This is a genomic window from Sphingomonas sp. Leaf17 (genome assembly GCF_001421505.1).
In the GTDB taxonomy this organism is placed as follows: Bacteria; Pseudomonadota; Alphaproteobacteria; order Sphingomonadales; family Sphingomonadaceae; genus Sphingomonas.
Genome location: NZ_LMKL01000004.1, coordinates 255,958 through 267,088, shown reverse-complemented (window position 1 = coordinate 267,088; position 11,131 = coordinate 255,958). Strand labels below are relative to the sequence as shown.

13 protein-coding genes and 1 other RNA gene are annotated in these 11,131 nt (G+C 65.7%); 4 read left to right on the top strand and 10 right to left on the bottom strand.

Going from position 1 to position 11,131, the window contains the following annotated elements:
* Positions 1 to 93 precede the first annotated feature (93 nt).
* From ffs to ASE75_RS05380, 6 genes are all read right to left on the bottom strand, one after another.
* An RNA gene (gene ffs, locus ASE75_RS15060) (signal recognition particle sRNA small type) lies at positions 94 to 188 on the bottom strand.
* A gap of 47 nt (positions 189 to 235) precedes the next feature.
* On the bottom strand, positions 236 to 544 hold the full coding sequence (locus tag ASE75_RS05400) for a hypothetical protein (RefSeq protein WP_055930100.1): 309 nt from the start codon (positions 542 to 544) through the stop codon (positions 236 to 238).
* Positions 545 to 641: 97 nt separating this feature from the next.
* On the bottom strand, positions 642 to 950 hold the full coding sequence (locus ASE75_RS05395) for a hypothetical protein (RefSeq protein WP_156340182.1): 309 nt from the start codon (positions 948 to 950) through the stop codon (positions 642 to 644).
* A gap of 104 nt (positions 951 to 1,054) precedes the next feature.
* Positions 1,055 to 1,363 (bottom strand): 2Fe-2S iron-sulfur cluster-binding protein, encoded by a 309-nt coding sequence (locus ASE75_RS05390; protein WP_055930094.1) that lies wholly within the window; start codon positions 1,361 to 1,363, stop codon positions 1,055 to 1,057.
* Positions 1,360 to 2,442 carry a cysteine desulfurase family protein gene (locus tag ASE75_RS05385; RefSeq protein WP_055930088.1) on the bottom strand — a complete coding sequence of 361 codons (1,083 nt, stop codon included), beginning with the start codon at positions 2,440 to 2,442 and terminating at the stop codon, positions 1,360 to 1,362. Before ASE75_RS05385 ends, ASE75_RS05390 begins: the two co-directional genes overlap by 4 nt.
* On the bottom strand, positions 2,439 to 3,500 hold the full coding sequence (locus ASE75_RS05380; RefSeq protein WP_082463822.1) for a cysteine desulfurase family protein: 1,062 nt from the start codon (positions 3,498 to 3,500) through the stop codon (positions 2,439 to 2,441). Before ASE75_RS05380 ends, ASE75_RS05385 begins: the two co-directional genes overlap by 4 nt.
* Positions 3,501 to 3,592: 92 nt before the next feature.
* On the opposite strand from ASE75_RS05380, the gene ASE75_RS05375 reads away from it, so the two are divergent.
* Complete coding sequence (locus tag ASE75_RS05375) at positions 3,593 to 4,249, top strand: alpha/beta hydrolase (RefSeq protein WP_055930085.1); 657 nt, start codon at positions 3,593 to 3,595, stop codon at positions 4,247 to 4,249.
* Positions 4,250 to 4,485: 236 nt separating this feature from the next.
* Here the strand turns inward: ASE75_RS05375 and ASE75_RS05370 are convergent, their stop codons facing one another.
* The 3 genes from ASE75_RS05370 to ASE75_RS05360 all read right to left on the bottom strand — a co-directional run bounded on the left by ASE75_RS05370 (position 4,486) and on the right by ASE75_RS05360 (position 7,314).
* Positions 4,486 to 4,665 (bottom strand): hypothetical protein, encoded by a 180-nt coding sequence (locus tag ASE75_RS05370; RefSeq protein WP_055930082.1) that lies wholly within the window; start codon positions 4,663 to 4,665, stop codon positions 4,486 to 4,488.
* Positions 4,666 to 4,668: 3 nt separating this feature from the next.
* Positions 4,669 to 6,279, bottom strand: a complete 1,611-nt coding sequence (locus ASE75_RS05365) for a GNAT family N-acetyltransferase (protein WP_443025292.1) — start codon at positions 6,277 to 6,279, stop codon at positions 4,669 to 4,671.
* A 72-nt stretch (positions 6,280 to 6,351) separates the two neighbouring features.
* Complete coding sequence (locus ASE75_RS05360; protein ID WP_055930079.1) at positions 6,352 to 7,314, bottom strand: threonine ammonia-lyase; 963 nt, start codon at positions 7,312 to 7,314, stop codon at positions 6,352 to 6,354.
* A 137-nt stretch (positions 7,315 to 7,451) separates the two neighbouring features.
* Between ASE75_RS05360 and ASE75_RS05355 the strand changes: the two genes are divergently transcribed.
* From ASE75_RS05355 to ASE75_RS15365, 3 genes are all read left to right on the top strand, one after another.
* Positions 7,452 to 8,672: a type III PLP-dependent enzyme gene (locus ASE75_RS05355; protein WP_055930077.1), complete on the top strand. Its 1,221-nt coding sequence runs from the start codon at positions 7,452 to 7,454 to the stop codon at positions 8,670 to 8,672.
* A gap of 121 nt (positions 8,673 to 8,793) precedes the next feature.
* Complete coding sequence (locus tag ASE75_RS05350) at positions 8,794 to 9,843, top strand: 1,9-bis(guanidino)-5-aza-nonane synthase (RefSeq protein WP_055930074.1); 1,050 nt, start codon at positions 8,794 to 8,796, stop codon at positions 9,841 to 9,843.
* Between the two features lie 132 nt (positions 9,844 to 9,975).
* The gene (locus ASE75_RS15365) at positions 9,976 to 10,359 is read left to right on the top strand and encodes a hypothetical protein (RefSeq protein ID WP_156340179.1); all 384 of its coding nucleotides are present in this window, start codon (positions 9,976 to 9,978) and stop codon (positions 10,357 to 10,359) included.
* A 101-nt stretch (positions 10,360 to 10,460) separates the two neighbouring features.
* Here ASE75_RS15365 and ASE75_RS05345 read toward each other — a convergent pair whose 3' ends face one another.
* On the bottom strand, positions 10,461 to 11,108 hold the full coding sequence (locus ASE75_RS05345) for a L,D-transpeptidase family protein (protein WP_055930070.1): 648 nt from the start codon (positions 11,106 to 11,108) through the stop codon (positions 10,461 to 10,463).
* Positions 11,109 to 11,131: the final 23 nt, after the last annotated feature.

The following is an 11,131-nucleotide window of genomic DNA, read 5'->3' as shown; positions in this document are numbered from 1 at the left end:
AACACAGCGCCGCGGCGAAGCCGCGTCGTCGAACGGCGCTATCTGCGCCGTCGGCCGCGCTTGCAGTGCGGCGGCTTCGCCTGCCTGCTGCGCGCGGTGGGAGCCGGACGACCCGCGGCGAAATCGTTGCGGCTGCTTCCTTCCGGATCTGACCGGGTTGGCGACGACCACGTCCGCCCGACTCCCACGCGCCCTATGGCGGAGCCGGACGGACGGATCAAGCCATCACGTCAGCTTAACGACGGATCGTCCGGCAGGTGCGGATGCGACGATTGCCACGATAGACGTTGCGGCACACCGTGCGCTGGCGGACGACCGGGCGGCGGCCACGATAGCCATAGCCGCGCGTCTGGCGCGTGGTGCGGCGCACGACCGTGCCATTGCGGCGCACGACGGTACGCTGGCGCACGACGCGATCCTGCAGCATCGGTGCGCCGGATACGGCCGCCACCAGCGGTGCCGCCATCGGCGCGGCGGATACGGTCGCAGGCGCAATACCGGTGATGGCGACCAGGCCGGCGGCGATCATTGAGACAAACTTCATGGGTAATCCTTTTCACACGCGCCATCGACGACGACGCTTCCACGCAATGATCGCGTCCGGTGCGGGGTTCCGCCCCACACCAAACATGGATCACTATTTATCGGTATACCGTCACACAGCGACGGACGGGACCGTAATAGCCGCGCTGTAGGCGACACACGACGCGTCCGTGGGCATAGCCGCCGCGTCCGTAATAGCCGCCACGGGGTCCACGGAACCGCTGGCGGTAGCCGTTGTGACGACCGCGATCCCAGCCGCGACCACGATCCCAGCCGGGTCCGCGACGATGGCCGCCGTCCCAGCCATGGCGTGGACCATTGTCCCAACCGCGCTGCGCCTCGGCGGGCGCGGCGGTCAGGGAGGCGAAGGCAAGGGCACCGGCCCCGAACAGCGAAAGGATCTTCATGCGGTTACTCCTGACACACACCCGTCATGCGGGCATGGGCCAAGACTGCGCCATCCAGCGTGGCCCCTGACTGAACGCCATGTTGTCGCAATGACAGGTTTGAGTCAGGCCGGAATCCGCACCGTCAGCCCGTCCAGCGCCCGCGTCAGCACGATCTGGCACGCCAGACGGCTGGTGCGGGTCGCCCCCTGGGCAAGGTCGAGCATATCCTCCTCCTCGGCACCGGCGGGCGGGAGCCGGTCGAAATCCCCGGCGGCAACGATGACGTGGCAGGTCGCGCAGGCCATCTGGCCTTCGCACGTTCCCTCCAGCGGCTGATTGCCCGCCTGCCCCGCCGCAAGCAGCGTATCGCCCTCCGCAGCGGTGAGCGCGTGCGGTGTTCCATCGGCGGCGATGAAAGTCAGGTGGATCATGCCCGCACACGCTGCGCCCGTGCGGCGGTCGATAGCGCGTTCAGCGCGGCGCACAGCTCGTCTTCGTCCGTGTAACGACCGAAACCAAGGCGGATGCTCGCGCGGGCATCCCGCTCGCTGAGGCCAAGCGCACGCAGGACATGGCTAGACCGACCGGATCCGCTGGCACAGGCGGACCCGGCGGAAAAAGCGACGTCGCGCACGTCGGACATCAGCCGCGCCACATCCAGCCCCTGACGCCGCACGTTCAGGTTGCCGCGATAGCGCTGGTCGACGCCGCCGTTGATCGTCCAGCCATCGCCCAGCGCGGCGATCGCGCATGCCCACAACTGCTCGACGTGCCGCGTATCCTCTTGCCGCCGCGAGGCCATCAGCGCGGCGGCCGCGCCGAACCCGGCACACAGCGCCGGGGAGAGCGTGCCCGACCGGCCAGGGACCTCCTGACCACCGCCATGCAGCAATGGTGCCGGCACCACCCCATCGCGCAGCCACAGCGCCCCCACACCCTTCGGCCCATGAACCTTGTGCGCGGATATCGCGATCATGTCGCAGCTGTCGGGGATCGGCACCCGGCCATACCCCTGCACCGCGTCGCACAGCATCCGCGCGCCGACGCCATGTGCCAGACCGGCCAGCGCGGCGATCGGCTGGATCACGCCGATCTCGTTGTTCACCAGCATCGCCGCGACCAGCCCGGTGCCCGGCCCGATCGCCGCCCGCGCGGCATCAAGGTCGACCAGCCCGTCCGTTCCGACCGGCAGTACGGTCAGCGGCCGTCCCGTCGCTGCGGCCGTTTCCAGTACGGCGGCGTGTTCGGTGGCGATCGTAACGATCGGGCCGCGACTGCCCTGGATCGCCCAGTTCAGCGCCTCGGTCGCGCCACTGGTGAAGGCGAGCGTGCCGCCGGACGGCAGCAGCGCCGCGACCTGCCCCCGCGCATGGTCGACGGCGGCGCGCGCGCGCCTGCCCTCGCGGTGCGGCGAATGGGGGTTGGCATGGCCATGCTCCAGCCACGGCAGCATCGCCGACAGCGCCTCGGGCGCGAGCGGTGTCGTCGCCTGGTAATCGAGATAGGTCATGCCACGATCCGGACTTTTCGGGCCATGTCGCGCCACGCGGCGATGACGGCATCGACATCCGCCTCCGTCGTCATTCGGCCGAAACTGATACGGATCACCTCGCGCGAGGCGGCGTCGCTCCAGCCCATAGCGGCCAGGACATGGCTTGGCTTCATGCTGCCGCTCGAACAGGCGCTGCCGGCCGATACCGCAAACCCGGCCATGTCGAGGCGGATCAACTGCGTCGCCGACGCGACACCGGGCAGGTGATAGGCGGCAATGGCCGGATGTCGTGCTTGCGCATCGGCGACCACGACCCCGCCCGATCGCCGCACCGCATCGTCGAGGCGCGCGCGCAGCGGTATCAGCCGATCGACATCCTCCGGTTCGGCCAGCGCGGCGGCGTAGCCGATCGCCGCCGGCACATTCTCCGTCCCCCCGCGATAGCCCCGCTCCTGCCCGCCGGAAGGTGCGATCAGGCCGAGGTCGCGGATCAGCAGCGCGCCGATCCCCGGCGGCCCGCCGCGCTTGTGGGCCGATATCGCGACCATGTCGGCATGGGCGGCAACATCGGCATCGGCCCCGGCAGGCATCTGCGCGGCATCGACCAGCAGGCGGCCTCCGCGCGCATGGATCGTCTCGGCCAGCGCGGCGATCGGCTGGCGCACGCCGGTTTCGCTATTGGCCCACTGTACGCAGACGATCGCGTCACGCAGGTCCGGCAGGCTGGCGGGATCGACGATTCCGTCCGGCCCGACCGCGATGACACCCGCATCGGCGGGTGCCGCGCGGAACACCGCGTCATGCTCGACCGCCGTGACGACCGTCCGCGCCGCCATCGACCGGCCAAGCGCGATCGCCAGCGACTCGCTTGCCCCGCTGGTCAGGATCGTCTCGCCGGTCCAGCCATAGGCGCGGGCGATACCCCCGCGCGCCGCCTCCAGCATCGCCCGCGCCGCACGCCCCTCGGCATGCGGCGACGACGGGTTCGCCCAGCGCCCCATCGCGGCGTTCACCGCATCGCGCGCGGCCGGCAGCATCGGCGTCGTCGCGGCGTGATCCAGATAGATGCGAGTCAAATCGTGTCCTGATTGCGCGAAGGGAGGTGCCGCCTATATAGCCTGCATATTCCTGTGCCGCACCGGCGCACCCCTTTTTGTCGGCGAGATCCATGCCCGAAGTCATTTTCCCCGGTCCCGAAGGCCGTCTCGAAGGCCGTTTTGCCCCCGCTCCGCGCCCGCGCGCACCGGTCGCCATGATCCTGCACCCGCACCCGGCGTCGGGCGGCACGATGAACAACCGGATGGTGCAGGAACTGTACAAGACGTTCCAGCGGCGCGGGTTCGCCACGTTGCGCTTCAACTTTCGCGGCGTCGGCAAGAGTCAGGGCACGTTCGACAACGGCGTCGGCGAACTGAGCGACGCGGCCAGCGCGCTCGACTGGGTGCAGAGCTTCCACCCCGAGGCGCAGACGACGTGGATCGCCGGCGTCAGCTTCGGCGCGTGGATCGGCATGCAGCTGCTGATGCGCCGGCCTGAAATCCGCGGCTTCATTTCGATCGCACCGCCGGCGAACATGTACGACTTCACCTTCCTCGCCCCGTGCCCGGCCAGCGGAATCATCATCCAGGGCGAGGCCGACGAGGTCGTGACGCCGGGCGCGACTCAGAAGCTGGTCGACAAGCTGCGGACGCAGAAGCACATCACGATCCATCACGACACGATCCCGAAGGCCAACCATTTCTTCGAGCATGAGATGCCCGAGCTGATGGGCAGCGTGGACAAGTATCTGGATATGCGACTGGATCCCAATTCACCGATCCGGTGAATTAGGATACAGTCCGGCCGGCGGTGCGAGGAGCACCGACCGACGGCATGGGCTTCGCCCATGCCCGCCTCGGCGTAAAACCGACTGCGGCACACACATCCGTCATTGCGAGCGCAGCGAAGCAATGACGGGAAGCGTCAAAGTCCACCGGCCCTCACCCTTCAAGCGATGCGCGCCTCCCTCCCTCTCTCACCGGGAGAGGGAGGGAGGCGGCGGAGGATGAGGGCGACAGACCTTCAGAGCGTCCAGATCAGCACGTTGGCCAGCAACACGACGGCCATCACCAGCATCAGCACACCCTTGCGCCGGTCGCGTCGCTTGGCGATCAGCACCCCGCCGCCGATCGCGCAGGCGAACACGCCCAGCATCGCGATGGCGGGCGCGGCGGCGGCGATACTGCCCAGTGCCCCCGTCACCGATCAGCCGCCGCCAGGGGCCTTGGTACCACGCGGTTGCGCCTCGGGCGGCGGCAGGTCGCGCGGCTGGCTGCGGTTCCAGTCGATCCGGTACAGGTCGAACCGGCGATCGGCCAGATTGCGGACGGTCCCTTCCGCCCGCGCCCAGGTCAGGTCGGCCAGATTGACGTCGGCAATCGTCAACGTCTCGATATTCTCGCTCGCCTCCGCCGCGATGCCGTCGCGCGCGAACGGAAAATCGCACGGCGTCAGGATGCACGACTGCGCATATTGCACGTCCATGTTGTCGACGCCGGGCAGGTTGCCGACATTCCCCGACATCACGACGAAGCACTGGTTCTCGATCGCCCGCGCCTGCGCGCAATAGCGGACGCGCATATAGCCCTGACGGTTGTCGGTGCAGAACGGCACGAAGATAATCCGCGCGCCCTGATCGACCAGCCGCCGCGCCAGTTCGGGAAACTCGCTGTCGTAGCAGATGAGGACACCGATCGGCCCGATGTCGGTCTGGATGACATCGACCGAGCTGCCGCCGCGAATTTTCCACCAATAAGCTTCGTTGGGGGTCGGGTGGATCTTCTCCTGTGCATGGACCGACCCGTCGCGCAGGCAGACATAGGCGACGTTCTGGATGCTGCCATCCTCGGTCCGGGAGGGATGCGATCCGCCGACGATATTGATATTGTAGCGTAATGCCATGCGCGACAATTCGCTGACGAACGGCGCGCGATAGGCGGTCATCCGGTCGATCGCCTCCATTGGCGTCAGCGTTTCCTTCTCAAACGACAGCAGCGGCATCGTGAACAGTTCAGGGAAGACGACGAAGTCGGACCGGTAATCCGCCGCGACATCAACAAAATACTCGACGTTCTTCACGAATTCGTCGAAATCCTTGACCGCGCGCGCCTGCAGCTGGACCGTGGCTAGGCGGACGCTTTCGACGTCGCGCGGCACGCGGAAGGCCACCGGTTCGTTCGGATCGACATAAGGATTGCGCCAGACCATGTGCGCGGCGAAGCCATCGGATGCCTTGTCGAACGGCAGGTATTTGGGCAGCACGCCCATCGGCGTGAACCCGTTGGCCAGCTGGAAACTGATGACCTGGTCGCGGTATGTGCCGTCCAGCACCTTTGCGAGATAGTCGGCCGGGCCGTCGACCCTGGCCTTTACCCGCGCATAGCCCGGCATCCGTCCGCCGAACACGATCCCGCGCAGTTCCAGCCGCTCGGCGAGCACCCGCCGCGCCTCGTACAGCCGCTTGCCGATGCGCAGGCCCCGCTGGCGCTCGTCGACCGCCATTTCGATGCCATACAGCCAGTCGCCGGTCGGGTCGTGCCGGCTGCCATAGCCATTGCCGGTGATCGTCGCCCAGTCGTGCGCGGTCAGCGCAATGACCTCGTCGATCCGCGACGACGCGCAATAGCCGACGATCGTGCCCTCGAATACCGCGACGAACTGCCCTTCCGGGAAGTTGTTGATCTGGCCGCTGATCTGGCCGGGACTGTAATTCTCGATGCCCGGATACGCCCGGCTGATAAGCGCGAGAATGCCGGGAACGTCGCCGGGCACCGCACCGCGGACCTCCAGCGTGGCTGGACTCTTGCTCATCATCATACTCCCGGTGTGTCGATCGCCCTGATAGCGCACGGCCACGATGCGGCAACCGCAGAAAGCCGGCCGACGGCGCTATCCGGCCATCGCCCGTGCATAAACCGCGATGTCGACGTTGCCGCCCGACAGGATGACCAGCATCCCCGGCTCGACCGCCACCTTGCCCGCCAGCACCGCCGCCAGCCCGACGGCACCGCCCGGTTCGACGACCAGCCGCAACGTCGCCGCCGCCCAGCGCTGTGCCGCCGCCGTCTCCTCCTCCGACACCGCGACACCAGTCGCGTCGCGACGCGACAGCACGTTGAAGGTCAGCGGCGACACCCGCAGCGTCTGCAACGAATCACACGCGGTCGGCGGCGGGTTGTCGCTGACCGGCTCGATCCACGACGCCTCCAGCGAACGCCGCATGTCGTCCCAGCCTTCCGGCTCGACCACGGTCAGGCTCGCGCCGGGCAGGGCGAGTGCGATTCCCGCCGCCAGCCCGCCACCACCACACGGCACGACGACGCGGGTCGGGCTGCCGAGACCGGCCGCATCCATCTGCGCCGCCGCCTCGACGCCGGTGCTGCCCTGCCCCTCGATCACCCACGGATCATCGAAGCTCGGCACCAGCGTCGCGCCCCGCGCCTCGGCCAGCCGTGCGGCGATCGCCTCGCGGCTTTCGGTCGCGCGGTCGTAATCGACCACCTCCGCGCCAAGCGCCAGCGTGGCATCGCGCTTGGCGCGCGGTGCGTCGGCGGGCATGACGATGGTCGCGGCCATGCCCAGCCGCCTGGCCGCCCAGGCGATGCCCTGCGCGTGATTGCCCGACGAGAAGGCCACGACACCCCGCGTCCGTGATTCGGCGTCGAGCGCGGTCAGCCGGTGCCATGCACCGCGCAGTTTGAAGGCACCGATCGGCTGCAGACATTCCGCCTTGAATGCGACCGGCACGCCGTTGATTGCATGGACGAAAAGAGGGCTTGGCGGCAGGATCGCGGCGATCTTGGCGGCGGCATCGCGAACCCCGGCGCGCGTCGGCTGTCGTAAAATCGTCACATCCCGTCTCCGATCCGGCACAGCCACTTTACATCGCGGGAAGCTGGCCCTATTTCGCCCTTCCGCTGCCCCATGGGACTTCCAACCGCAAGGCAGTGTTTTCGTAATTTGTCTCACGACATTGGAGGTCCCTTGAGTTGCACAAGCATCATAACACGCTGGGGTTAGCGACCACCCATCCCATCGCCGCCTGCGGCAATGACATCGCTAATCGTCGACCGATCGACCCGGTCACCTTGGTTCGTCCGCATGCGGCCGCGCGCGCTGCCCGATTCTTCGTCGAGAAGTTTCCGGGCAAGTCGATGTATGCCGTCAAGGCGAACCCGTCTCCCGATCTGCTCCGGATCCTCTGGGACAACGGTATAGTGCAGTACGACGTCGCCTCGATTGCCGAGGTGCGTCTGGTTGCCCGAACGCTGCCCGATGCAATCCTGTGCTTCATGCACCCGGTCAAGGCCGAGGAAGCCATCCGCGAGGCGTATTTCACGCACGGCGTCCGCACATTCTCTCTCGACAGCATGGAAGAGCTGGAGAAGATCTGTCGCGCGACCAACGATGCGACCGACCTGACGCTGTGCGTCCGGCTGCGGGTATCGTCGGAACACTCCAAGCTCAGCCTCGCGTCCAAGTTCGGCGTCGCCCCGCATGAGGCCAAGCTCCTGCTGTTCGCCGCCCGTCAGGTGGCCGACGCGCTGGGCATCTGCTTCCACGTCGGCAGCCAGGCGATGACGCCCGAGGCCTATTCGAACGCGATGGAGCGTGTTCGTGCGGCAATCGTCGATGCGGCGGTGACGGTCGACGTCATCGACGTGGGCGGCGGGTTCCCCTCGTCCTATCCGGGCATGGAGCCGCCACCGCTCGAACATTATTTCGCGACCATCCACCGCGCGTTCGAAAGCCTGCCGGTCAGCTATTCGGCTGAACTGTGGGCCGAGCCGGGCCGGGCGTTGTGCGCGGAGTATTCGTCGATCCTGGTCCGCGTCGAGCGTCGCCGGGGCAGCGAACTCTACATCAACGACGGCGCCTATGGCGCGCTGTTCGATGCGGCGCATATCGGCTGGCGTTTCCCGACGATGCTCCTGCGCGAGCCGGACTCGAACGCACGCGACATGGGCTTCAGCTTCTACGGCCCGACGTGCGACGACATGGACCATATGGCCGGACCATTCATGCTGCCCGCCGACATGGCCGTCGGTGACTATTTCGAGATCGGTATGCTCGGCGCGTACGGGGCCGCGATGCGGACCGCGTTCAACGGCTTCGGTTCGGACGAGACGTGGATCGTCGAGGACGAGCCGATGACCTCGCTCTATGTCAATGATCAGCGCAAGGTCGCATCGAACGTCGTCACGCTGTAAAGAACTGCCACGATAATTCACGTCATCCTGACGACCGTCAGGATCCAGGTTTACGAGCGGCACGCTGCTTGGCTCTGGATCCTGACGGTTGTCAGGATGACGACGTATTGAGGGATTTGAAATGACCGAAGCCATCAACGACACCCGCAAGGCCGAACTGCTTTCCACCGAAGTCGAACATATCGACATCACCAGCTTCGACGCGCGGCCGATCGTCGATGCGATGAAGAAGATGAGCTTCACCAGCCGCGACCTTGGCCGCGCGACCGACATCTACAACCAGATGCTGGCCGACAAGGACTGCTCGATTTTCCTGGTGATCGCTGGCTCCACCTCGGCGGGCGGCTGCATGGACCTGTATGCCGAACTGCTGCGCAACAACATGGTCGACGGCATCGTCGCGACCGGCGCGTCGATCGTCGACATGGATTTCTTCGAAGGTCTTGGCCACAAGCATTACCAGGCGCTGGAGGTGCCGGACGACGATACGCTGCGCTCGCTGCTGATCGACCGGATCTACGACACCTATATCGACGAGGAACAACTCCAGCACGTCGACCACACGATCTTCGAGATCGCCGAGACGCTGGAACCGAAGGCATACTCCAGCCGCGCGTTCATTCGCGAGATGGGCAAGTATCTGGTCGAGCATGGCAAGAAGGACAACAGCCTCGTCAAGCTGGCATACGAGCATGACGTGCCGATCTTCTGCCCGGCGTTCGTGGATTCGTCGGCGGGCTTCGGTCTGGTCAAGCATCAGGTCGACCGTGCGAAGGCCGGCAAGCCCTACATGGTGCTCGACGCAATCGCCGACTTCCGCGAACTGACCGACATCAAGATCAAGGCGGGCACTACCGGTCTGCTGATGATTGGCGGCGGCGTGCCGAAGAACTTCATTCAGGACACCGTCGTCTGCGCCGAGATCCTGGGTCACGATGACGTGCAGGTCCACAAGTACGCGGTGCAGATCACCGTCGCCGACGTCCGCGACGGGGCCTGCTCGTCGTCGACGCTGCAGGAGGCGGCATCGTGGGGCAAGGTCAACACCGGCATCGAGCAGATGGTGTTCGCCGAAGCCGGCTCGGTCATGCCGCTGCTGGCCTCCGACGCCTATCACCGCGGCCTGTGGAAGGACCGCGTCAAGCGCCGCTGGGGTGCGATCTTCGATTGATCGTTTGCGTTGGTTTGAATTGCGTGAAAGGGGCGGCAGGGGAACCCTTGCCGCCTTTTTTTCTGATTTTATCATGCATAACGGCATGTTTAGACAGTTGCGGCTGTCCGTTTATGGTTCTAATTTACGGCGATGGCTGAGCATCAACCTCGTCTGCTTTCCGAAGATGAACAGACTTTCATCAAGGCTATAGCTGCCAAGTTATGTCCAGATAGCCAGGAACGGCTCCTACAAGATTTGCGAATAGCAAGTGTAAGATCCGATGGAGACTTTTTGCTAATTTATCTGGCTGGATATGATCGGCCGAATTACCGCGGCCATCGAAATCTTTCTTGTGAAGGGAGAATGCATACGTCCGAGGGCGGGCTAATTTCAGCGCTCGTGAATATGGATCAGAACGAGCGTCTCCTGGAAATCGAATTCATTTATTGGGACGACGGAAAGGGCGTAACGCCCGACTGGTCGACACTCTCCATCGGTTCGGAGCCGGCAAATTATGGCCCCGGAGCAATATGAGGGAAAGAGGGCGTTTGACGGCACGCGCTCTTATTTACACATTTCCTAACACCACTTCTCAGATAATGTCTGACAGCCGATGTGGTGAGAACGTCGCCCCCTCACGCCGCCGTAATCGGTTGTCCCACATCCAGCATTTCACCGCTGGTGACGATCACCTTGTCGCCCAGCTTCACCGCGCCGAACAGCTTCCTGGCGAACGCGACGGGCACGCCAACGCAGCCATGCGTCGCATATTGCTCGCCGACCTTGCTGCCGTGGATCGCGACACCGTCATTGGTCAGGCGCAGCATGTATGGCATCGGCGCGTCGTACAGGTTGGACACGTGGTCGGCGTCCTTTTGCGTGATCGGGAACACGCCGAGCGGGGTCGGCATGTTGTCCGCGCCGAAGATGATGACCGACGTGCCGATCTCATACCCGTCGCGGAAGATCGACAGGACCTGCGCCTTCAGGTCGACGGTGATGATGATCGGCCCGGCCTTGGGCGCGCCGCTCTCGTCCCAATAATGGTCGCCCTGCCGCATCGGCGCGTCTATCTTCAGCACGCGCTTGACCACATAGGCCGACGGATCGACCGGTGGCGGGGTTGCGGGAGTGGAGGCCAGCTTCGGGACCGCGACCGGAGGCTTGGCGGCCACAGCGGCGGGCGCGGCCGCCGGGGGGGCGTCGCGATGCAGCATCACTGCACCAACACCCAGCGCCAGCGCGCCGACAGCCACGCCGCCGATGACCCAGCGACTTGTCATGCTCTTGCTCACGCATCGTCTCC